Here is a 23,658-nt window from a genome sequence, read left to right on the forward strand (position 1 = left end):
GCCACCCCCTATCCTAATGGTCCTAATGGCAAATAAACTGAAAGCAAACGATCAAATACGAAATATACGATAATTGGAAAGGCAAATGAATAAATAACATTTCGAATCCAATGCTTTCGGTCCAAATACATTGTTATACTTAAGATAAACAACACAGTAGAAATAAGGTATCCCAATGGAACGAATAAAATCATATACCCAAAAAGTATTAGTGAAAGAATAAATACCTTTTTCTTATCTTGTGGTTCTCCTTCATCCTGTGTACCATGCGTACCTTTTTCTTTAATCAAATTGGCTTTTTTTTGACGCACCTCTATTAAACCAGAAATAATAAGAATTATCGCTAGGACGATTAATAGTATTCCTATAGCTCCTGGAAAAACGGAGGGTCCAATAACGACAGATCCTGATGCAGGCGGTGGTAAGAGAAAAGCCAAAATCGTATACGTTATGGAAAAGACTAGAACTACCATTCCTGAAATGATATTCTTATTCAAATGAACACCTCTTTTTCCGATTTTTGTAAACGATTTGATTTAGTTATTATTTTTTCAGTTGGTTTGTTGTTTCTAATCCTTTTATATATGCGTCATTCGCTTCATCTAAATAATTCTGGAATTCCTCCCCTTTCATAAAGGTTGTTTCCCATTGATTCTTTGCAGCTAAATCTTTCCAAGTTTCAGTTTGCAGAGTCTTTTCAATAACATTTTGCCAATATGCTACAGCATCTTGCGGCATTTCAGGAGGACCCATTAGTCCACGCCAGTTACCAAATGTAACATCGATGCCAAGTTCAACAGCTGTTGGAACTTCTGCCATGACACCGCCAAGTCTTTCTTCACTTGTTACAGCAAGTGCTCGGAATTCGCCTGATTCAATTTGTGCTGTAAATTCACTTATACCTGACATGGCTGCTTTAATGTCTCCATTTAATACAGCATTTGTAATTTCACCGCCACCCTCATAAGAGATGAAATTAATACTTGATGCATCACCGCCAACTGCATCTACTAATAGTGCAAATGGCAGCTGATCATCGCCAGATGCTCCAATTGCAACTGATTTTGGATCTTCTTTTATTTCATTTAATAAATCTGTAAGTGTTTGATATTTTGAATCCTTCGGTACAATAACTGTGTAATATTCTGTCATAAGCCTTGCAATCATCGTCACATCTTCATATGAATAGTCCGACAGTCCGCGAAGATAATTGGACATAATAGGTGTTGATGTTACACTGATTTTATCAACCCCACCTTTATTCGCTGTAACAAGTTGTGACAACGATACAGCTCCAGTTGCACCTGCCTCATTTATTACAGGTACTGGGAAGTCAACTAATTGTTCTTTTGTAAAAACTTCTACCAATGCACGTGCGGTTAAATCCCAACCGCTGCCAGGAGAGGCAGGTGCAACAAGAGTTACCGGCTTTCCGTCTGCATATACACTTTCATCATTTCCACTAGTATTTGCTGAACCTTCATTTGAAGTTGATGCAGTTGTTGTAATTGTAGATGAGCTTGAATTCGAACTACATCCAACCAATAAAAGCAGCACCGATAAAAACACAATGAATAATGATGACCCCTTAGATTTTAATATTTTCACGTAATCTTCCCCCTTTATTTGAAAACGTAATCGCCTTGTTCTACCTTAATGGTCCAGCTTCACCTGTGCATCTGGTGCGGCATGTAGTTGATAGGACGGTCCAGCACGATGAATGGCACTTTCTAGTTCATGTCCTACTAATCTTTCAACATCCTTTGAAATAGAAAGAAGCTCATTTAAATTAACACCACTATGCAAATCCATTAAATCAAGCATGTGTACAAGATCCTCTGTTGCTATATTTCCTGTAGCACCTGGTGCATATGGACAACCTCCGAGTCCACCAATCGAAGCATCATAATTAAATACCCCTGCATTAATGCCTGCTAAAATATTGGCAAGAGCCATTCCTCTTGTATTGTGAAGATGAAGACTAAATTCCACATCTGGAAACTTATCGATAAGCTGTTTCATTGTCGTATAGACAAGCTTTGGATCTGCACAGCCTATTGTATCCGCAACTCCAATATGGCGAATTCCCATAGAATAATAAGCTTCGGCGGTATAAAGCACTCGTTCAAAAGAAACTCTTCCTTCAAAAGGACAACCTAAGGCAGTTGCCATTCCTCCTTGTACCGTTATATTATTTTGCCTAGCAATCTTCACGACTTTTTCGTGTTCTTTCAAGCTTTCGTCTACACTTTTATTAGAATTGGCTCTGCAATGGGCTTCTGTGACCGAATGCATCAATTCCCATTCATCTGCTTGCATTGGAACCGCTCGCTCAGCTCCTCTTTCATTTGGCACTAAGACGCTATATTTGACATTAGATTGACGTTCTATGTTTTTCATTACAATCTCTGCATCTACTAATTGAGGTACAGCTTTTGGATGAACAACAGAAGTCACTTGAATAGCACTTACACCACTTTTGGATAGAGCATTAATCAATTTAATTTTTTCTTCTGTCGGTATAAAAGCTTTTTCCATTTGGAGACCATCCCGTGGTCCTACATCCTTCACTTTGATTAAATCAATATGCTGCCAACTCATATAATTCCCTCCTTTTGTAATAATTCAATTTCTTCAAGAGAAAAACCAAGCTGCGAAAATACCTCCACATTGTGTTCTCCCAATGATGCACCTGTTTTCCTAACTGTACCCGGAGTTTTAGAAAATTTCGGTACCACACTCGGAAGCTTTACTTTTCCAAGAGTTGCGTGTTCCACTTCGATAATAGATTGACGTGATTGATACTGAGGATCATTAAATATATCTTTAATCGAATAGACCGGTGAAATTGGAACACCATTTTGGTCACAAAGCTCCTGAAGTTCTTTTGCATTAAATCTCCCTATCCATTCCTCAACTAAACTCATTAGTTCTGCTCGTCTTTCTTCTCTCGCTTTATTTGTAGAGTATCTTGGATCAGTAACCATTTCTGCTCTCCCCATGAGCTCAGCGAGGCGGTAGAATGTCCTATCTGTGCTTGTCGTAAGAACCATCCATTTCTTATCAGCAGTTTGAAAAATTCCTACTGGAACAGCCAAACTATTATCCCTTCCTTGTCTTTCCATAATTATTCCTAGTTGGTCATAGGAAGCGACAAGTACTTCCATCATTCGGAACATCGATTCATAAAGGGAGACGTCAATTTCTTGTCCTTCCCCTCCATAGACATCCCGATGATAGAGAGCAACAATTGCCCCAATTGTTGCAAATAAACCTGTTACATAATCTACAAGTGATATCGGTGGTGATAATGGGGGACGATCTGGTTCACCTGTTATATAGGTATAACCACTAAATGCTGTAGCCGAAGTCCCAAAACCTGCTAGTTCACGCTTTGGACCTGTTTGTCCATAGCCGCTGACACGCACAACGATAATATTGGGATTTGCTTCACGAATTCGCTCCATCGTTATTCCCCACTTTTCAAGTGTTCCTGGACGGAAATTTTCGAATAGAACATCTTGATCGGCTAATAATTTCAAAAATATCTCTTGTCCCTTTTCTTTCCGCAAGTCCAGAGTAATCGTCTTTTTATTGCGTGATATCGTAGCCCAAGGAATCGATTCATCAAGCTTCATCGGCTGAAACCCTCGAGCAGGATCACCTTTTCCCGGAATTTCTACCTTTATTACTTCTGCACCGTAATCCCCTAATAAAGCCGCTGCAAATGGGGCTGCATAGACCGTTGCAATATCCAAAACTTTCAATCCAGTAAGTGGACCAGACATTTGTTCACCTCTGTTCAAAAAATAGTTTCTGTTTTCTATAACGAGTAATATTTACTTTTATAGATGACTAGATTTCCAACTTTAGATAATCCCTTTTTCGCACAATTGTTGGATTTGGTCATCTGTCAGCCCAATTTCTTTTAGGACTTGATTGTTAAATGCTCCGATTTCTTTTGCACCTAACCACTTGATTTCACCCGGCGTATCACTTAATTTCGGAACAATACCAGGTACCTTTAACGTACCAAGTTCTGGATGTGGCGCCTCTACAATCATATCCCGCGCTTTATATTGTGGATCTTCTACAATATCTTCAATACTATAGATGGCACCAGCAGGAATTCCATTATCATTTAAAAGATCTACACATTCTTTTAATGAATGCTGCAATGTCCAATCTTGAATAATGCCATCAATAAATTCGAGATTAGCAACTCTTTTTTCATTTGTTGTATACCGTTCATCCCCGACCAAGTCATTTCTTCCAATTACTTTTAGCAAGCGCTGGAAAATATTATCCCCATTCGCTGCGATAACTACATACTTTCCATCATTTGCTTTGTAAATATTGGATGGTGCTATACCTGGCATAGAGGAGCCTGTCCTTTCTCTCTTTACTCCAGCTGCATCATACTCAGGCAATAAACTTTCCATTAAACTGAATATAGATTCGAATAGTGAAACATCAATACTTTGACCTTCACCATTATTTACATCACGATGATATAAAGCCATTAATACCCCAATGACTGAATAAAGAGATGCTACGGAATCTCCAATACTAATTCCTACTCTTGTTGGAGGAAGATCTGGATAGCCTGTTAAATATCTTAAACCTCCCATCGCTTCACCAATTGCACCAAATCCTGCACGGTCTTTATACGGGCCATCTTGTCCATAACCAGAAATATGGCAAGTTATGAGTTTAGGATTAATTTCTTTTAACCTCTCAGGAGTTAGCCCCCATTTTGCTATAGTTCCAGGACGGAAATTTTCTACTAAAACATCACAATCCTTTAATAATTTCTTTGTAATTTCCATTCCTTCTTCAGTACGACAATCTAGAGAAATCGTTTTCTTATTTCTTGACTGAACATACCACCAGAGAGAAGTCCCCTCATGCAGAACTCGCCAATTTCTTATTTGGTCCCCCTTTTTTGGCAGTTCAATTTTTATTACTTCTGCTCCAAAGTCAGCTAATATTCTAGTAGAAAAGGGCCCAGCAATTAATGAGCCCATTTCAAGAACTTTAACTCCTTCTAAAGGGTATTTTTTTTCTGGCAACTCTTTCATCCTCCCTTAGCATTAACATTTTGCAGCTCTATACTCTCTAAATTTAGTAATCTATTCATTGCGGCAAGCCCTCTTTCTTCAAATTAGTAAGCGATTACAATAAAGTGGTTGTTTAAAGCAATCACCATATGAAAAACGCTAACGCCTTGCTCAGCCCTTTAGCTATTTCTAAAACAATGGAGCGCTTATTGCCTTCGAGGAAAAGCAGCGCTGCCTCGGTGACTGGATGGCTTTCGCTAGATATTCTAAGTAAAAAAGAAACCAATAATTTCACCGTATATGCATCAACTTCATATTCAATGAGCGGTTTGGATACAATGTTAAAAATTGTACACATTTCAATGGTATGAACATTTCAAAAAATATATGTCGTTAATTAATTTTTATAGTTATCATATTTTTAATTATTCTGAATATTACTCTTTATAAAATTATAAAAGGCTGACCAACAGTGAATTATCATTTACTGTTGGTACAGCCCCTAACATAAGATTTTATATTAATTTGTTACTAATACGAGAAATACAATGGAAAACTACATGAAAGAAGGAGAAGTTTCTTAACTAACACTCTCTATAATTATAATTTCCCCAATGGAACAGGTCTTACAGGTGCTTGCGCTTTTTGTAATTCGAATAATGAATTGGCTCCTACCTTTTTTCTTAAAATATCTCTTACAATCGGCTGACACGTTCTTCCTTGACAATGCCCCATTCCAATACGATTTCTTTTTTTTATTCCTTGAAAGCTTGTTGCTCCCTCATCAATTGCTTGAAGAATTTCTTCCAGAAAAACACCTTCACATCGACAAATACATGTTTTTTCCAATTCATTTTTCTCCTATCGGGATGGAATAAGCTTTCCATTTCTCTTCCATAATCTTTCTTCCTATTTTTATATTTGGAAGAAATGAAATTGGAGAAGATTTTCTAGCAATATCGACTTCATTAAATGCCATTTGTAATTGTTGTTCACTTACTATTTTAAAATCGTGCAACAAACTAAACGCCGCGAGTTTACCTTGAGCCATCGCAACCTTTGCTCCTTCAATTCCTGTAATATTTCCGGCTACATAAATTCCTTCAACAGATGTTTTTAAATATTTATTATGTAATGGCACGATGCCACCTAATTCTGGTATATCAACAAGTATACAATTAGCTACTTGTGAAAGATCAACTAAAGGTAATAGACCTCCAGATAAACAAACTGTATCTACTTCAAGCTTTGTTTCTATACGAGAAAGTTCGCCATTGGTCGATAGATTACTAACACTTACACTTTCTACTTCCCTTTGACCATTTATTTGTGTAACCGCTTTTCTGAAATAAAGAGGTATTCCCATGATTTGAATTAAATTAAATTTTAATAAGTTTACAATCAATTTTTTGATTTTCCCTTTAACTAGTTTTCCAGCTATACGAAAAAAGTAATTAGGTGCCATATGAGCAACCATCAGTAATTGTTCTAGTACGTCTTGTGGATTGCTTTTTTCACCTGTCATTAATGAAGGCGCTGGCAGCATCATTCCAACTACATGAATACCCGCTTTTTTCATTTCCATTGCAACCGAAATTGAAAGAGGATCAATACCAACAAAAAGAACACGATTACCGATTTTTACACGATGTAAATTTGTAAAAGTTTGCGCTGCTCCAACTGCTATGACTCCTACCTTTTGCCAGCCTGGTATAGGAAGTGCTTTTTCTATTGCTCCTGTTGCTAAGATGATAGCCTTTGAATGAATTTCTTTTATTTCACTATTTGATATAAAAAGACAATTTGACTCAATTTTCCACACAGTTGTTTTACAAAGGATTTGTACACCTAGAGATAACGCTTCGTCCATCAAATGATTTGCAATTTCTTTTCCATCCCACATCCGTTTTTTCTCTGATTTTGTATCTTCGTACAACTGTCCCAATAGCCGTCCGCCCGAGCGGTAATATTCATCAATTACAACTACTTTCATGCCATTTTTTGCGAGCTCGATTGAGGCTATAAGTCCAGCAGGTCCGGCACCAACAATGGCCACATCAACTTTCATTTAGATAAAGCTCCTATGTCAATTTCTCATTCACTTTTAATGTCCATATTCTCTTCTAAACACTTTAGACATGTACGGATATTTCGCTTTTGATTAACGGTTGCTCTGCATTCATAACAATGTCCAATACCACAGTAAATCCCTCTAGGTTCTCCGGTTACTGTACATGTTCGAATAGCTCGAATTCCATTTGCCATTAAAGCTGCCGCAATAGGCTGCCCTTCAATTCCCTTTATTCGCTTGCCATTAAAAGTAAACGAAATTTCTTTTTCATGATTTTGATTCTCCATACGAAACTCCTCGCATTATGAGATATCTTTAAGAAATAGTACTCTCTAAAAACCTTTCAATACTAAATGGCGATAAATCAAATTCAATTTTTTGATTAGTGATTAATTCCGACATTAACTTCCCTGTAATAGGTGCTAAAGCCACCCCATCTCCTTCATGTCCCGCAGCAATATACAAGCCTTGAACTGAAGGGATTTCTCCAAGTATCGGCATATTGTCTGGGGTATATGGTCGAAAACCGGCAAATGAACGGATTAAATGTATATTATCTAAACACGGAAATGCGTGTATCGCCTGCTTTGCAATATCACGAATAATTTTAGTTTTAATAGACTCATCAAATCCGACAAACTCTCTCGAACCACCTATTAGCAACGTACCGCTTTTAGTTTGACTAATCGCAAGCCCGATTCCATAAGGGATAGAATTTTGTTCTTTCTGTAATTTAGACACTATATACGAACCACTTAATATGTTGCAATCAATGATTTTTGGTAGTTTCTCTGTTACTAGAATAATGCCTTTTCGTGGGATGATTGGGACTTCAAGTTGAACCGTTTTTAAAATTTGATTTGTCCAAACACCACTACAAATTACAACACTATCAGCATAGATTTTCCCATGGGTTGTTTGAACACCTAATATTCTGTTATTCTCTGTAACAAGATCAAGTACTTCACAATTTAATCGAAGTATTGCTTTATTTTTATGAGCTGCCTTTGCAAAAGCAAAGGCTGTAAGCATCGGGTTAATTTCCGCATCTTCTTCACACCATGAAGCAGCTATAATTTTCTCGGAAAGATACGGATTCTTTTTTCTTACTTCATCACCTGTTAGTATTTTGACATTTAAACCGATAGAATTTTGCTTCTCCACCGTTTGCTGTAATACTTTAAGATCTTGTTCATTATCGATTAATATCAGTCCGCCACCTTGACGGTATTCTAAATCCTGCTGGAGCTCTTGTTCTAGATCTTTATATAGTGTTGCACTTTGTATAGCTAACTCAAGTGCAGGACCCCACTTTTTTGACTGCAGCATAATGGCTTTATCGCAAGCACCTGAAGTACCTGAAGCAATATCTTTAGCGTCAACAAGGACGATATTGACATTCTTTTTTGATAAAAAATATGCTACTGAAGTTCCAATAATCCCTGCGCCGATGACGACGACTTTTTGTTTCAAGGTTTTATCCTCCATCAATAGGTAAAATAAATAACTACTTCATCTTATGCATGTTTAATTTCTATCGTTCTATTTGAATCTGTTTTATTTGGAAGTATTAATGAAACAATAATTGTTAGAATAGTTGATATTAAAACTCCCCATAGAATTCCAAATACAACAGAAATAATAGCACCCGAAAGCAAACCGATTCGACCACCCCAAACGGATACTTTACTATTATGGAAACCCATCTCAAAACGCTCTGATCTTCTAGCTTTCCATAACAAACCAACAATCAGTACGGGTACTACTCCCCCACCAGTCATTGTGTAGGCAAAAGAAAATAAACTAATAATGGATTCTGAATAAACGGCAGCAGTAATTGAAAATATCCCTACAATTACAACTAACCATCTCGATATAGAAATCAATGATTTATCCTTGACTTCCTTTGAAAATGGAATAATTAGATCGTTTACAATAACTATAGCAGCTGAGTGTAATTGAGAGGAGGCGCTCGAAATGGCCGCGAGGAAAATTAAGATAAAGAATAGTAATGCAACCAATTGGGTCATTTCATTTAAAATTAACCACGAAATTGCATTGCCTGATTCAACATTAGGATTCAACGCTTTTACAATCATTCCTGATACAGAAGCTAATATAGTAAATATAATTGCAACAATGCCACTATATAACATCGCTCGGCTAGCCGCTTTCGGATTAACTGCTGCAAAACACCGTTGCCAATATACTTGAGCTGCTAAAACCCCAAAACAGCCTGTCACAAATAGTGTTAATACTTCCCAACCGGAAATGTTGAGTTCTGTCAAAGAAGCTGCACCTACATCAACAAGCATTGATTTTAACTTCGTGTAACTAAAATCGATTTTTGCATAAACTTTTATATAAAACCAAACTGCAAGTCCTAGTAAAAATACACCTTGTATAAAATCAGTCCAAACCACCGAATACATACCGCCTATTGTTGTATAAATAATAAATACCGCAGAGAAGAAAAAGATAAGCGGCAAAGGATCGGCCCCTGTAAATACGGAAAATAGTTGCCCCATCCCTTTTGCTTGCCCACCAATCCACGCAATCATAATAGCAGAAGTTAAAATACCAACAAGTGCTCTCGATACTTTATCTCTTAATATTAAGTCATTTAATAGCTCTGCAATACTTTTATACGTAAAGCGTGCAGCAAACCCTGCAAAGAGGAGGGCAAAAAGTATTTTTGCACCTTGTTCACCGATGATAAAAGGAATATTGGCAATTCCAATTTCAAAACCTTTGGAAGAATGGCCTACAAAATTCCCTACCCCCATTATCGTTGCAATATCTGTAAATAAAATTAAGAAAAACGGAAGTGTTCCACCAGCTATTGCAAATTGCAAAAAGCTTTCGTTCGACTTTTTTCTGAATCTTAAAGACATGCCAATAAAGAATAAACTTAAAACAATTGTTACAATCCACGTCCATGTTGCTAACACTAAATCCCCCCTTTTAAATAGTTATTTTAATTTTTATGCTAAAATCTCTCATTTTATAAAAATTTCTTACATAAAAAAACCATACTCCCCATTGAAAAGCCCAATGATAGTATGGTTTTAATATTATATTTTTTATTTAACTAGTTTACTAATCGCTTTAAATGTATCTCCTTTTGCGATTTGAAGCATTTCAAATAACGCCATTTCAACACTTGTCACTTTAGCACCAATTTGAGTAATTTTCTGAAGACCAATTTCGTTGTTTTTTGCTGTGCGAGATGAAACACAATCCGCTAAAACTTCTACTTCATAGCCATTTTGCAACAGATGCGCTGCAGTTTGATATACGCAAATATGTGTTTCAATACCTGCAAGAAGCACTTTTTTACGTCCAGTTGCTTCTAGTTTTTCAACAAATTCAGGTGTGTCGTAAGCACTATAAGTGATTTTCTCAATCGGCTGTTGGTCTGTTAAATGCTGAGCAATCGCTTCAACAGTTTTCCCCAAACCTTTTGGATATTGTTCTAGCCAAAGAATAGGTAAACCTAAAAGTTGCACCCCTTGTGTCATCTTTGCAATATTTTCAATGACAAATTCACTATTGTCTACAATTTCTGCTAATTTTCCTTGAATATCAATGAGCACCAGCACTGTTTCATCTTTTTGAAGCATAACCAATTCCCCTTTTTTCTAAAAATTTTTCTTTACAACTATATGGTAACAGCATTTTATAGAAAATTGCCATTAAAACTGACCGCTTAATTCTTAAACTTTCAATTAATATAGAAGAAACTTATTTATAAACCTGCTTAACCTTTAATACCCCTATTTTTTTAACATTTCCCACACAAATTCATTATTTCAATGTATAGTATTTTTATAGAAAGGATGATTAGTTTGCTAAGACTAAGCTGGTTGATTAGTTTAGGAATCTCGTTGCTGGGCTTTTTACTCATAGGACAATTGTTTACCATGAAGCCTCAAGATAACTCAGGAAACTTCGGTTTTATTGGCGTTGTATTTGTAATGCCTTTTTTAATACTAAGTTTGTTTACGACATTTCGATATTTTCTTACATTATCTAGAAATTCCCGTGACCACATGCTAAGGGCAGTTTCAATTGTTGGAGGAGTTCTACTTATCGGCGTTTTCGTTTATTTTTCAATCGATTTCCAACAGAATGTTCTTTCAACCTTAGGAGAGATCACTACTGATCCAAATTTACCATTATTAAATGAATATACACATAAAATTTTCTTTAATTTTTATACATTCGGCCTTATACATACAATTTTGGGCGTCCTGGGAGCAATAATAGGACTAGCTAGACCTAGAAATACTATGGGCGAATAAACTTCATTGTTCACAAAAAACGAGGTAAAACCACTTTAAAAGCATAGGGTATAACCTCGTATATTCCTATTTAATTACCAATCTTAAAAAGAAATAAAACCGTAGTGTAAACCCCATATACTTCTGAATGTTACAAAAAATATTTCGTTTTGTAATATTTTCAACATATCATTAGGTATATAGGGAACCTTTATTTCCCATCAACGGAAAATTTGTTCAAGCATCGATTTTTGAAACTTTTCTCCTTGCTTATTCCCAGTTTCTTTATAAAGCTGAATTAACATTCGGTATGACATTTCTTCTAGTGGATCTAATTTTTGAATACGGTTTGCCAATGTAATTACTTCCTGGTACATTTCTTCATTATAATAGTAATCTAATAATAGACTGGAATAGTAAATCCATATTTCCCGGTATTTATTTCTCTCCCCTTCAATCCACCAATAATCAGCGTTATCCAAATAATTCCCGCTATATAATGATACTAATACTTCAATTTGTTTATAATTTGTTGCATCTACTTTTCGTATATCCGATAATTCTTTTACTTTCTTTTCAAACAACTCCACATCAACTTCGATATTTTTCACCTTTAGCTGGTAGCCAATATCTGTTCTTATGATTTCAATTGCATTGTTTAAAATAGACTGGTGTGACTCCAACATTTTTCTGAGATAATAGACCATCCTATGCAGACTAGCAATCGATTTACTGATTTCCTTCTCTTGCCAAAATAATTCTATCAAGGTGTCCCTATGAATATTTTTGTTTCGTTCATGCAATAAGAAAAGGAATACATCCTTCACTTTCTGTGTTCTCCACTTATCAAAAACAATCGCTGCTTCTGATTGAACAAGTATTTTTAAATCACCTAAAAGACAAAGCCTAGGTTTTATTTTCTTTATTTTTTTAGATGCCCTTTCTATTGTAATTTGCAGTCTTTTATATGTTACGGGCTTTACTAAATAATCTGTTGCTTGCAGCTCAAATGCCTTAACCGTATATTGGTCATAAGCAGTAGTAAAAATTATTTTGCATGCTGGATTTAATTTTTGAATTTCTTCTGCTAATTTTATTCCATTCATTTCAGGCATTTCTATATCAATAAAGGCAATCTCCACCTGATGTAATTTTAAATAGTCCAATGCTTCAACACTAACATGAAATGTCACAATATCTGTTATGAAAGAGAATCTTTTTAGTAAATTAACTAAATGATAAATCGCTAATTCTTCATCATCAATAACAAGTGCTCTCAAACTATTCTACCGCCTTCTCCTGCATTTAATTGTTCTGTTAACTTTATGGAATAATTTTATGAAACTTCTTTGTCATACGGGTAAGCATAAATAATAAAACGCTGCGTGGCACTGCCTAGGAAATCAAATGGATAGCAGGTTGTTACAACAAGAACTTCTTCGCCCATTTTCCTTATAACGGTCGTATCATCCTCATTGACAATTTCCGTATCTTTAATCTGATAAGTGAATGTTCCATAAGGCATATTTACAATGAAAAGATCTCCTATTTCTATCTTGTTAAAATCTCTAAAAACCGTATCACGATGCCCAGATAAGACAATCTGTTCCCCTTGCCCTGGAAAAACAGACTTGGTTAAATGGCCGACCCCTCTATCCAATGAGTCAGCATCTGTTCCTTCAACGACTGGAAGAGTCCTATTTAATTTTGGAATTTCAAGTGTAGCAAAGGCTTCATTCATTGCGGCCGTAAAATTCTTGATCTCTGATTCTGTTTCTTCTTCTTTTTCTTTTTCTTTTGCAAAAGAAACCTCGCTTTTACTGACCTTTTCAACTGCTTCTTCTAGTGCTGCATCTTGCTTTTCCATAGTTTGCGAGTACTGGGCAAAAAATAAGCTGACAAAAACAACCCCTGCAATAAGTAATGTATATTGAATTATTTTAAGCAAAAGACCACCTCTAAATTCCTATTAGTAGAATTATTTTAAAAAACTATAGAAAAAGATTAGGAAAAAGTCACTTATTTATTACTATTTTTATCATAGATTTACATATTTTAACACAAAATTCTTTGATTATCATAATATTCTACTGCCAAAAATTCAATTATTTTAAATTCTCCGAGTTTTACAACTTTTGTGGAGAAAGTGTAGAGAACTTTCTTCAATAATGATTTAGGATGAACTGCAAAAATATGTAATTCATTACTAGTTTCAAAAACTTATCAATGCATTCATCTAAATAATGTAGAAAGTTGAGGGATGGGAAACACAAAGGATATCTGGTAAAAAATTAATCAAATAGGAGGTAATAAATGTAGAATGAAAAAAATCAGTTCTTTATGCTTAGTCCTAGTTTTAGTGATTAATAGCATTTTTTTTAGTTTAGGGATTCCTCTATCTGCCAGTGCGGAAGAGAATATACCTTCAGAGGAACCTGTTACTGAGGATCATTCTGTTCAAGAGGAAATGGATACAAAGAACACCACAGGAGATACTGTTGAAGTCATTATTCCTCCAACAACAGGTGATTCAGCAACTATAATAACGAACGTTACTTTAGAGACAACAGAGGGAGAATTAATAGATGCTGATAAGAATCCTACCAACCAACCATTGCTAGGCTCAGAAGTAATTATCAAATACGAGTGGAAACTGGAAAATGGGCACAATTATAAAGATGGGGATATTTTTGAGTTCCAACTACCAGAACAATTTGAACTTTACAATGAGTTTGATGGAGATTTAGTTGCAGGCTTCGGAACTGTAGGTACTTTTGTTGTTACAAAAGATGGGAAAGTTACTTTTATCTTTAACGGCAATGTAGAAACACACTCAAATATAAGTGGAACATTTGAAGTTTGGAGTATTTTCAGTGAAACGACTATTACTGGCAGTACTCATCAAGTCATTAAATTCCCAATTCAATCAGGGGAACTTGAAATACCAATAATTTTTAAAGAAAAACCGGGAAAAACTATTGAAAAATCAGGGAAACCTAATACAAATTATAATGCATCATCAATTGACTGGACTGTTGATGTCAACAAACATCTAGACACTATAGCTAAAGCTGTGGTTAAAGATCCAATTGAAGAGGGACAGGAATTGGTGAGCGGATCAATTAAAATTTACTCATTAGAAATGCAGTTAGATGGTACTGCTGAAATAAGTGGAGAACTAGATTCAAGTCTTTATAACATTGTGAAGACTGAAGATGGGAAAGATTTTGAAATTCACTTTGTATCTGATGAAATTAATGCAGCTTATCGTATTGCCTACACAACAAATATTACTGATGTAGATAAAACAACTTATAGCAACACTGCTACATTAAGTGGAGATAATATCAGTAATGCCGAAGCGACTAGTACTGTTTCTGTACGACGTGGTGTACATCTAGAAAAAGAACTTATGACTACAATTCTTCAAAGCAAGAGATAGATTGTCAGATAAAATATAATTATAATGAAAAAACAATTTCAAAGGATAACGCTGTCTTAGAGGACTTCTTACCTGCTGGACATCAGCTTATAAAAGATACTTTTAAAATTTATAAAGTTACATTAGATGCTGATGGAAAGGAATCTAAAAGCGAACTAGTGGATTCCTCGGAATACACCTTAGCAGATAAAACTATAGATGGTTCACATGGTTTTACAGTAAAATTCAATAAAGAAATATCGTCTGCTTACAAAATTGAATATAGTACAAACCCAATTGAACCAATCTTCAATAGTGGGAATGCCGAAAATAAGGTGAAGTCAGTAGAAACAGAAAAAACAGCTACAAGATATGTACAACAAGTTGTTTTAATTAAAAATTCGCAAAACCCTAACTATAAAGAGAAAACGGTAGATTGGAAGATTGAACTAAACGGAAACTCCTTTAAAATGGAAGACCTTGTGTTAACTGATTCATTTGTTAACGGTGGGCTCGAACTTGTGGAAGATTCTTTTAAGATTACAAAGGCAAATCAAGAGGTTTTAACAAAGAACACTGATTATGAACTTGTACTTCAAGAAAAAGGATTTACCGTTAAATTCCTAAATCCAGTTGAAGAAAAACTAATTATCACATACACTACAAAATTCAACAATGATTGGAAAGAAGATGATTCAAAACCGAATTTCACTAATAATGCGGAAATTCACTGGATAGAAGAAGGAGCACCAAAAGAAAAAACTACTACTGCTGAGTTTAAACCTGATGAATATACTACTAATAATGGCTACAAAAACGGAAGCTACAACCCAATTACAAAAGAAATTACTTGGGAAATTGGCATAAACTATAATTTAAAATCAATTTCAAAAGCCATTATTGAAGACTATATTTTACAAGGGCAAAAATTAGTAGATGGTTCTATTGAGGTATTCCATGCAGAGCCTCTTGGTGGCAAAAATGAATTTAGTAAGGGTGCAAAACTTTCTGAAGACCAATTTACTGTCGACACTATTGAAAATGGTGAAACTCTAGGGTTTAAACTTGCCTTTAACCAATCTATCAATAGTGGATATATTATTACCTATAAAACTACTTTAGACAATCAATTAATCGTTGAAAAGTATGACAACACTGCTACATTATATGATGACACGCAAAAGCTAACAGATTTGAATGCAGGTGTTGCAGTGAAGCATGGTGGAGAATATGTCAACAAGGATGGTTTGCAGGATGGCAAGGTAATTGATTGGACCGTTTACATTAACCGTGGTCAATCTACTATCGCAGATGCAACAATTTCTGATACGCCAAGTGAAAATTTAATACTAGTAGAGGATTCTTTTGTTGTATATAAAACAGAGGTTAACCAAGACGGTACGATATCTAAAGGCGACGTGCTAGATAGTAATGCCTATACACTTGAGTTTACTGAAAATGATGAGGGCAAACCAACCTTCAAACTAAGCTTCAATAATACAATCGAAACAGCTTATATGTTAGAATACCAAACTTATATTAATGCACAACATGGCGCTACTGTATCAAATAAAGTGAAGCTTAATGGAGCTGGTTTAACAACTGAAGTCACAGAAACTAGTAAGTCCATCGTTGTTAGACTTTCTGGAGGCGGCGGCAGTGGTTCTGGTGAAACAGGCCAACTTGTTGTAACAAAAGTAGATGCCGACAACACTGAAAAGCTACTGCCTGGTGCAAAATTCACACTTTATGATAGCGAAGGAAAAATACCAATAAAAACCGTTACAACAGACGAAAAAGGACAAGCAATCTTTGATGGTCTATTATATGATGACTATATTTTGAAGGAAACTGCTGCCCCTGAAGGCTACTTTATCGAAATTCAAGGGGAAGAAAAAGTGACAATCGATGAACCACAAGTTTCTGTAACGGTTACAAATAAAAAATTGCATCAAGCAGTTGAACTGACAAAGCTTGATGCTGATGATGAGTCAATTACTTTGGCAGATGCAACATTCAAGCTTTTACGATACAACGGAACAGAATATGTGGATATCGGTTTGACGGATCTTAAAACGGATGCTAATGGAAGATTAGCTATACCAAATTTACAGCCTGGTGAATATCAGTTAATCGAAACAGTTGCTCCCCTTGGTTATGAATTGGATGCAACACCGATTCCATTCACTATTACCGAAATTCAAACTGAAATCGTAAAAGTTAGTCACGTAAATAAAAAACATATCGATGCCGTAGAATTAACAAAGGTTAAAAAAGGTGATCACTCTGTAACTTTAGCAGGGGCAGTTTTTGATTTACTAGATGAATATGGCAATGTAATTTCTAAAGACTTAACGACAAACAATGAAGGCAAAATCATAATCCCTGCTTTACAACCAGGAAACTACCAATTCATTGAAACAAAATCACCATCCGGATATCGCCTAAGTAAGGACCCGCTTAATTTTATTATTGAAAATGATCAAAAAGAAACAGTAAAAGTCACTTTTGAAAATGAAGTGATTCGATCTGGCGGCGGTGGCGGAGGCAACTCAGGAGGAGGCAACGGCGGCAACAATGGCGGCAATAATCCTGGGGACTCTGACGGCAACAACGGCGGCGGTAATAACCCTGGGGACTCTGATGGCGACAACAACGGCGGTAATAACCCTGGAGATACCGACGGCAACAACAATGGCGGCAGTAATCCTGGAGGATCTGACGGCAACAACAATAACGGTAATAATCCTGAAAAACCTAACGGCAATAATGGCGGCGGTAGCTCCGGGGACACTAATGGCAACAATGGTGGAAAGAACCCTGGAAAACCTAATGGCAACATTAACGGCAATAATAATTCAGGTAATTCCAATGGAGAAGTCGCTGCTGGAAACTCAAATAATTCTAACAGTGATACAAACTATGAATTGCCAAAAACTGCAACAAACATGTACTCCTTGTTAGTAATTGGGTTATTATTGCTGCTTTCAGCATTTTCAATTATGTTTGTAACTAAATTAAGAAACTCTTAAAAGGAAATGAGCCAATCACATATTGTGGTTGGCTCATTTTATGTTAGTACAAATTAGCATTAAGGGAAGGTTATTTCCCCTATCTCTTTCTTAATTGGAATATAGAAAGTAATAGTTGTCCCTTTATTATATGAACTAACGATTTGCAGCCCTTTACCAAATAGCTGTTTTAAGCGGCGGTCGATATTTTTCAACCCAATACTTTTTCTAACTTTCGAGTCACTTTTATTCATGAAGAGCTGCTCAAATTCAGCCTCAGTCATACCTTTGCCATCGTCAATTATCGAAATTTCAATACAATCTAACTGCCTGCGAACCCGAATGCAAACTTCTCCCCCATCTTCGCGATCTAAAATACCATGTATTACCGCATTTTCTACAAGTGGTTGAATTGACAACGGAGGTACCTGAATTTCAATTGAATCATCAATCTCCCATCGAACTCTTAAGCGATCACCAAAACGTACACTCTCTATATATAAATAGGAACGAACAAGAGAAAGTTCACTTTCAAGAGAAACAAGTGGTGCTGCATTATTAAAATCAATGCTGAAACGTAAATAATTACTAAATTCTTCAAGGAGCTCCTGCATTTTATTTGTATCTATCGTTCCAAGTGCAGAAATTGAATTTAACACATTAAATAAAAAATGTGGTTTGATTTGTGATTGCAGCCAAGCACCTTCCATTCTTACACGTTCCTCAATGGATTGTTTTAGTTTTATGAGTACTTGCACTCTCACCTTTAATTCCCATGAATCGATAGGTTTCGTTACGTAATCATTTGCGCCTGCATGGAAGCCGGTCAACATATCCTCAGACCGAGTTCGAGCAGTCAGTAGCAGAATAGGTAGCTCCGAAAGAGTAAATTGTTTGCGGATAATACGCGTTAGCTCAAAGCCTGAAACATGCGGCATCATCACATCTGAGATAACAAGATCATATTGTTCCACTTTGAGTTTTTCAAGAGCTTGTTTTGCACTGCTAACAGCGGTCACTTCATATTCCTCTCCAAGAAGGGAAATCAATATGTTTAAGTTAATATTGTCGTCATCTACTGCTAAAATTTTTGGTTTCAATTCTTGATTAACATTATAGTCGTTTCGCGTTTCAATCTGTGTTGAAAGCTCAGTTGTTGCAGCAATAGTATTGATTGATTCTTTCAGCAGATTAATTATATAATTTTCCTCTTCAACTTCACTAACTTCGAATAGAGGAAGTGTAAATGTAAAAGCAGAGCCTTTACCTGGAGTTGATTCAACTGTTAATGTTCCGTTATGCAATTCTACTAATTGCTTACAAATGCTAAGTCCAAGTCCGAATCCACCACGTTCACTTGATGAATTAATAGAAGCTTGTTCATAGGGATGGAAAATAGTTTGCAATGCCTCTTTTTCAATTCCTATTCCAGTATCTTCAACAACAATATAAGCTTTTTTATTCTCAATATACACATGAATTGTGACTGTTCCTTCATCAGTAAATTTCACTGCATTATGAACTAAATTAAATAAGACTTGAATAATTCTGTTTTCATCTGCTAAAACAGCAGGAAATGTATCAGGAATACAAACTTGCAGACGGATTGGTTTCCCATCCAGCATAAGTTTTATCATATCCACAACACCAGCTACAACAGAATGTAACTGTACTCTCCCTAGTTGTAACTGAATCGTTTTTTCTCATAATCTAGTGACATCCAGCAAGTCATTTAACATTAAGGACATACGCTTGCTGACTTTCATTATAATTCCTAAGCGTTTTTTATGCTCTTCACTAGGCGGGGTTTTTCGGTCATCTAAAATTGATTGAATAATATTGATTATACCGTGCAATGGATTTCTCAATTCATGAGAGGTATTAACTAAAAAGTCATCCTTGCGCGTGTTTTCGAGCTTTAATTTTTCAGCAAGCTGTTCCGCCTTTGATGTAACGAGGAAAAAGCGTTTAAACCAAAGTGCTGCAAAAGCTAGTATTGCGAAAATAAGATCAAAAGGATAATGTATATATTCTAGCGACAAACGACCGTGTATTATTACCCAAACAATGTTTACTCCAATACTTAAACAACTAATTAAAAGATAGATACTTTCTTCTATCTCCTTATTTGTATTTTTAAGCAAAATCACCGAAACAATGATTGATAATAAAAGGACTGTACCGAGTATGGTAATTGTATGTAAAGCATATTCCAAAGGTGCTAGTAGAATGAAGATAGCATAAAGAGCACAATATAACGAGTACCATCTTAGAATTTTTAAATAACCTTCAATAGGGAATAAATTCTTAATCAAGTGTGGAATAAATGCTGCAACACCAATATATGAGAGAAAAGTTAATTTTGCCCCCCATACATAGTTGATTTCAAATACTCTATACAGTAATTTATCATCTGCTCCCAGAACAGTAATAAGAGCAGAGAATAATATTAAGGAAAAGTATAACAATCCTTTATTTGGATTAGCGCCAATAACATATAAGATTAACGCATAAACACCGTGTATTATTAAGACTGCACAAAATAATAGCTGCATTCCAATGGAAAGGTTATTTCGATAAGTAATTGCTTCTATTGTTCCAAAGCGTAAGGGTTTTATAATTCCCCCCTCATTAAACTTACTAGATACATGTATTAGTATGTCAACTTCATTTTCTTTAGGTCCAAATGAAACAGAATATGGAATTTTATTATTTTCATGTAAGTCGGAATTTGATGATGGTAGTCCAGCTCCCCCTACTAATTTTCCATTCACATATATTGCAGAGGCAGTATTAATTTCTGAAATCTTTAAACCAAATGTATGGGGACTTTCATCATCAAGCAGTATTCGCAATCAATATGTACCGTAGTGAAAAGAATGATCCTGATCATTAATAAAAACATCATTCCACTTACTTGGAACTTGTATATACGTTTTATCTCCCTCGACCGATTGTAGAGATTCATCAGGATTGATTAAAGTAGATGGGTAAAACTCCCATTCTCCATTTAACGGGAGCGTCTTTTTATCTGAAAACTCCCATCCACGTAAATCTAAAACACCATTATTTATACTTGGGCTTTCAGTATAATTAAGCGTTGATAAGAAGTTCATCCATATTAAACGGAAAATAGTAATGATAATAAGAAAAGTAATAACAATTAGTATCTTACTTTTTGTTGCTTTTTTAAAACTTAACATACTTTGTTAATTTCCTTTAATGTTATATTTTCACTCTTATAATAAAATTTTAGCACACTTTTTAAAAATATTTTATCAAAAATTTAACAAAAGTAGTTTTATATACCTCATAAAACTTTTTCTTCTTATCTTCTTATAAGTAACAATAAAAAAGGTGGTGAAAAGTAAATAGCCTTTCACCACCATCTAATTTGTATTAAATTATCGTACTTCCGCTCCAGCCTCAGCCAATGCTTTTAGCACTTTTTCATGAGCATTTACTACTTCTTCATCTGTTAACGTACGCTCTGGATCGAAGTATGTTAAAGAGAAGGCTACTGATTTTTTGCCAGCTGTCATTTTGTCACCTTCATATACATCGAAAACTTTTACTTCTTTTAAAAGTTTTGTTCCCGCTTTACGAATTATTTCAACAATTTCTCCAGCTGGTTTTGAACGATCAAGCTCTAATGCGATATCACGAGTCATCGCTGGGAAACGAGGAACTGGTTTATACACTAACTCTTCTACAGACGCTGTAATAATCGCTTGTAAGTTTAATTCAGCTACAAACGCTTCTTTTAAGTCATACTTTTTGCGCTCTACTGGATGTAGACCACCAATTATTCCGACTTTCTCTCCATCAAGCAAAATATTTGCCGTTTGACCAGGATGCAAACCTTCAACAACCGCTTTTTCATACGAAATTCGTTCTGATAAGCCGAGTTTTTCGAATAAAGCTTCTACGATTCCTTTTGCAACGAAGAAATCTGCATTTACTTTTTCACCCAACCATGCATTGTCTACCCATTTTCCAGTTACAATAAGGGCAATATGCTCTTCTTCATAAGGAAGTTTTTCTTCTGTTTGACCCAAGAAAACAGACCCGATTTCATATAATGCAACAGATTCCTCTTTACGAGCTACATTATAGCTTGCTGCTTCCACTAAATGAGGAATTAAGCTTTGACGTAATGTAGAACGATCTTCACTCATTGGCATTAATAATCTTGTTGTATCTTCTGCTTTTAAAGCATATTTTTGTGCTAACTCATCAGAAGTCAATGAATAAGTAATTGCTTGATATAGGCCAGAACCTTCTAATAAATTACGAACAACGCGTCGTTTCGCTTGGTAAGGTGTTAAACCACCAACTTGTTCCCCTCCACTTGGAAGCGTCATTGGTATTTCATCATAGCCGTACAAACGAGCGATTTCTTCTACAATATCTTCTTCAATTTTAATATCTTGACGACGAGTTGGTACATCGATAATTAGTAAGCCATTTGCTGCTTCTACGTCGAATTTTAAACGATTTAAAATTGACAACATTTCCTCTAACGATATTTTCATCCCTAGTCGAGTATTAATAAAATCAGGAGATACAACGACTCTTGCAGGTGTCTTGTCTAATTCATCAATTAACACTGTTCCATCTAACACTTCTCCACTAGCAAGTTCTTCTAACATTTGAGCAGCACGTTCAGCAGCTAGAAGGACACGATTTGGATCTACTCCTTTTTCAAAACGAGCTGATGAATCAGAACGAAGCCCTAATTCTTTTGATGTACGACGAACTGAAAGGCCATCAAAATAAGCAGCTTCAATTACAACTGTTGTCGTAGAATCTGTCACTTCAGAGTTTGCACCACCCATTACCCCTGCAATTGCAACTGGCTCGATGCCATTAGTAATAACAAGGTTATGAGAATTCAATGTACGTTCTTGATCGTCTAAAGTAACAATTTTTTCACCTTCGTTTGCTAAACGTACAACAATTTCCTTTGTTTTTAATGAATCATAGTCGAATGCATGAAGCGGTTGACCATATTCCATTAAAATATAATTTGTAATATCAACAACATTATTGTGTGGGCGTACACCAGCAGCCATTAAATAATGCTGCAGCCAAAGTGGTGATTCGGCAATTTTTACGTTTTTAACAACTTTCGCACCATACAATGGATTTTCTTTAGCTTCCACTCGGAGTTTTAAGTAGTCTTGAGCTTTTTCAGATGAAGTTTCATAGTTAATTTTCGGTAATTTTACTTCCTGTGAAAGAATAGCTGCCACTTCATAAGCAACTCCAAGCATTGAAAGTGCATCGGAACGGTTTGGTGTTAAGCCAAGTTCTAATACAATATCACGTAAGCCGATAAGCTCCAATGCGTCGCTTCCTGGCACTGCATCTTCAGGCAGTACATAAATTCCGTCAGCGTAGACCTTCGGAACAACACGTCCTTCTATACCTAGCTCTTGTAATGAACAAATCATTCCGTTTGATTCCTGGCCGCGCATTTTAGCTTTTTTAATTTTCACGCCCCCTGGAAGACGAGCTCCAGGTAATGCTACGATAACTTTTTGACCCTGCGCAACATTCGGTGCACCACAAATAATTTGTCGCACATCACCTTCTCCAACTTCAACTTGGCAAATATTTAATTTATCTGCATCAGGATGTTTTTCTTTTGAAACAACATATCCTACAACTACATTTGTCATCCCTTGCGAACGATCGATTACTGCATCTACTTCTATACCAGAACGTGTAATTTTTTCAGCTAATTCTTCTGGTGTTAAGCTATCTATGTCAACATATTGTTTTAACCAATTTAATGATACTAACATTT

The 23,658-nt window shown here is 35.6% G+C and carries 20 protein-coding genes; 3 read left to right on the plus strand and 17 right to left on the minus strand.

Annotation, left to right across the window (positions count from 1 at the left end):
• Positions 1 to 8: 8 nt before the first annotated feature.
• From MKY04_RS14790 to MKY04_RS14840, 11 genes are all read right to left on the minus strand, one after another.
• Positions 9 to 497, minus strand: a complete 489-nt coding sequence (locus MKY04_RS14790; protein WP_126293631.1) for a tripartite tricarboxylate transporter TctB family protein — start codon at positions 495 to 497, stop codon at positions 9 to 11.
• A 46-nt stretch (positions 498 to 543) separates the two neighbouring features.
• Positions 544 to 1,608 (minus strand): tripartite tricarboxylate transporter substrate binding protein, encoded by a 1,065-nt coding sequence (locus MKY04_RS14795; RefSeq protein ID WP_185807664.1) that lies wholly within the window; start codon positions 1,606 to 1,608, stop codon positions 544 to 546.
• 45 nt (positions 1,609 to 1,653) lie between these two features.
• Entirely contained in the window at positions 1,654 to 2,601 is a 948-nt protein-coding gene (locus tag MKY04_RS14800) for a hydroxymethylglutaryl-CoA lyase (protein ID WP_126293633.1), read from the minus strand.
• Positions 2,598 to 3,788, minus strand: coding sequence for a CaiB/BaiF CoA transferase family protein (locus tag MKY04_RS14805; protein ID WP_126293657.1), 1,191 nt, complete (start codon positions 3,786 to 3,788; stop codon positions 2,598 to 2,600). Before MKY04_RS14805 ends, MKY04_RS14800 begins: the two co-directional genes overlap by 4 nt.
• An 81-nt stretch (positions 3,789 to 3,869) precedes the next feature.
• Positions 3,870 to 5,081 (minus strand): CaiB/BaiF CoA-transferase family protein, encoded by a 1,212-nt coding sequence (locus MKY04_RS14810; protein ID WP_346234639.1) that lies wholly within the window; start codon positions 5,079 to 5,081, stop codon positions 3,870 to 3,872.
• A gap of 579 nt (positions 5,082 to 5,660) precedes the next feature.
• Positions 5,661 to 5,909, minus strand: a complete 249-nt coding sequence (locus MKY04_RS14815; protein ID WP_126293636.1) for a (2Fe-2S)-binding protein — start codon at positions 5,907 to 5,909, stop codon at positions 5,661 to 5,663.
• A gap of 1 nt (position 5,910) precedes the next feature.
• The gene (locus MKY04_RS14820; RefSeq protein ID WP_346234640.1) at positions 5,911 to 7,128 is read right to left on the minus strand and encodes an NAD(P)/FAD-dependent oxidoreductase; all 1,218 of its coding nucleotides are present in this window, start codon (positions 7,126 to 7,128) and stop codon (positions 5,911 to 5,913) included.
• A gap of 26 nt (positions 7,129 to 7,154) precedes the next feature.
• Positions 7,155 to 7,418, minus strand: coding sequence for a (2Fe-2S)-binding protein (locus MKY04_RS14825; RefSeq protein ID WP_126293638.1), 264 nt, complete (start codon positions 7,416 to 7,418; stop codon positions 7,155 to 7,157).
• A 28-nt stretch (positions 7,419 to 7,446) separates the two neighbouring features.
• Positions 7,447 to 8,604 (minus strand): NAD(P)/FAD-dependent oxidoreductase, encoded by a 1,158-nt coding sequence (locus tag MKY04_RS14830; protein WP_185807665.1) that lies wholly within the window; start codon positions 8,602 to 8,604, stop codon positions 7,447 to 7,449.
• A 44-nt stretch (positions 8,605 to 8,648) separates the two neighbouring features.
• Positions 8,649 to 10,082, minus strand: a complete 1,434-nt coding sequence (locus MKY04_RS14835; protein ID WP_246020224.1) for a sodium:solute symporter family protein — start codon at positions 10,080 to 10,082, stop codon at positions 8,649 to 8,651.
• 132 nt (positions 10,083 to 10,214) lie between these two features.
• Positions 10,215 to 10,754, minus strand: coding sequence for a hydrolase (locus tag MKY04_RS14840; protein WP_126293640.1), 540 nt, complete (start codon positions 10,752 to 10,754; stop codon positions 10,215 to 10,217).
• 225 nt (positions 10,755 to 10,979) lie between these two features.
• Between MKY04_RS14840 and MKY04_RS14845 the strand changes: the two genes are divergently transcribed.
• On the plus strand, positions 10,980 to 11,435 hold the full coding sequence (locus MKY04_RS14845; protein ID WP_126293641.1) for a nucleoside-diphosphate sugar epimerase: 456 nt from the start codon (positions 10,980 to 10,982) through the stop codon (positions 11,433 to 11,435).
• A gap of 200 nt (positions 11,436 to 11,635) precedes the next feature.
• Here the strand turns inward: MKY04_RS14845 and MKY04_RS14850 are convergent, their stop codons facing one another.
• Both MKY04_RS14850 and MKY04_RS14855 read right to left on the minus strand, forming a co-directional pair.
• Positions 11,636 to 12,694, minus strand: a complete 1,059-nt coding sequence (locus MKY04_RS14850) for a response regulator (RefSeq protein WP_346234641.1) — start codon at positions 12,692 to 12,694, stop codon at positions 11,636 to 11,638.
• A 56-nt stretch (positions 12,695 to 12,750) separates the two neighbouring features.
• On the minus strand, positions 12,751 to 13,362 hold the full coding sequence (locus MKY04_RS14855) for a class D sortase (protein WP_246020226.1): 612 nt from the start codon (positions 13,360 to 13,362) through the stop codon (positions 12,751 to 12,753).
• A gap of 372 nt (positions 13,363 to 13,734) precedes the next feature.
• On the opposite strand from MKY04_RS14855, the gene MKY04_RS14860 reads away from it, so the two are divergent.
• Together MKY04_RS14860 and MKY04_RS14865 are read left to right on the plus strand one after the other, a co-directional pair.
• Positions 13,735 to 14,856 carry a collagen binding domain-containing protein gene (locus tag MKY04_RS14860; protein ID WP_126293643.1) on the plus strand — a complete coding sequence of 374 codons (1,122 nt, stop codon included), beginning with the start codon at positions 13,735 to 13,737 and terminating at the stop codon, positions 14,854 to 14,856.
• A 35-nt stretch (positions 14,857 to 14,891) separates the two neighbouring features.
• Complete coding sequence (locus MKY04_RS14865; protein ID WP_246020232.1) at positions 14,892 to 17,867, plus strand: collagen binding domain-containing protein; 2,976 nt, start codon at positions 14,892 to 14,894, stop codon at positions 17,865 to 17,867.
• Positions 17,868 to 17,926: 59 nt separating this feature from the next.
• Here the strand turns inward: MKY04_RS14865 and MKY04_RS14870 are convergent, their stop codons facing one another.
• The 4 genes from MKY04_RS14870 to pheT form a co-directional block, all read right to left on the minus strand.
• A complete protein-coding gene (locus MKY04_RS14870; protein WP_346234642.1) occupies positions 17,927 to 19,483 on the minus strand; it encodes an ATP-binding protein in 1,557 nt (518 codons plus the stop codon).
• A gap of 66 nt (positions 19,484 to 19,549) precedes the next feature.
• The gene (locus MKY04_RS14875; RefSeq protein ID WP_346234643.1) at positions 19,550 to 20,701 is read right to left on the minus strand and encodes a sensor histidine kinase; all 1,152 of its coding nucleotides are present in this window, start codon (positions 20,699 to 20,701) and stop codon (positions 19,550 to 19,552) included.
• Complete coding sequence (locus MKY04_RS14880) at positions 20,702 to 21,049, minus strand: hypothetical protein (protein ID WP_246020230.1); 348 nt, start codon at positions 21,047 to 21,049, stop codon at positions 20,702 to 20,704. It abuts the gene before it with no gap.
• 201 nt (positions 21,050 to 21,250) lie between these two features.
• On the minus strand, positions 21,251 to 23,656 hold the full coding sequence (gene pheT, locus MKY04_RS14885; RefSeq protein ID WP_346234644.1) for a phenylalanine--tRNA ligase subunit beta: 2,406 nt from the start codon (positions 23,654 to 23,656) through the stop codon (positions 21,251 to 21,253).
• Between the last annotated feature and the right edge of the window lie 2 nt (positions 23,657 to 23,658).

This window comes from Lysinibacillus telephonicus (assembly GCF_039654155.1).
In the GTDB taxonomy this organism is placed as follows: domain Bacteria; phylum Bacillota; class Bacilli; order Bacillales_A; family Planococcaceae; genus Ureibacillus; species Ureibacillus telephonicus.

Bases quoted from the DNA above. Each gene is read 5' to 3' on its own strand.
- MKY04_RS14800 (WP_126293633.1), bottom strand. From the start codon at position 2,601: ATGAGTTGGCAGCATATTGATTTAATCAAAGTGAAGGATGTAGGACCA.
- MKY04_RS14805 (WP_126293657.1), bottom strand. From the start codon at position 3,788: ATGTCTGGTCCACTTACTGGATTGAAAGTTTTGGATATTGCAACGGTC.
- MKY04_RS14810 (WP_346234639.1), bottom strand. From the start codon at position 5,081: ATGAAAGAGTTGCCAGAAAAAAAATACCCTTTAGAAGGAGTTAAAGTT.
- MKY04_RS14820 (WP_346234640.1), bottom strand. From the start codon at position 7,128: ATGAAAGTTGATGTGGCCATTGTTGGTGCCGGACCTGCTGGACTTATA.
- MKY04_RS14825 (WP_126293638.1), bottom strand. From the start codon at position 7,418: ATGGAGAATCAAAATCATGAAAAAGAAATTTCGTTTACTTTTAATGGC.
- MKY04_RS14840 (WP_126293640.1), bottom strand. From the start codon at position 10,754: ATGCTTCAAAAAGATGAAACAGTGCTGGTGCTCATTGATATTCAAGGA.
- MKY04_RS14860 (WP_126293643.1), top strand. From the start codon at position 13,735: ATGAAAAAAATCAGTTCTTTATGCTTAGTCCTAGTTTTAGTGATTAAT.
- MKY04_RS14870 (WP_346234642.1), bottom strand. From the start codon at position 19,483: ATGATAAAACTTATGCTGGATGGGAAACCAATCCGTCTGCAAGTTTGT.
- MKY04_RS14880 (WP_246020230.1), bottom strand. From the start codon at position 21,049: ATGTTAAGTTTTAAAAAAGCAACAAAAAGTAAGATACTAATTGTTATT.
- pheT (WP_346234644.1), bottom strand. From the start codon at position 23,656: ATGTTAGTATCATTAAATTGGTTAAAACAATATGTTGACATAGATAGC.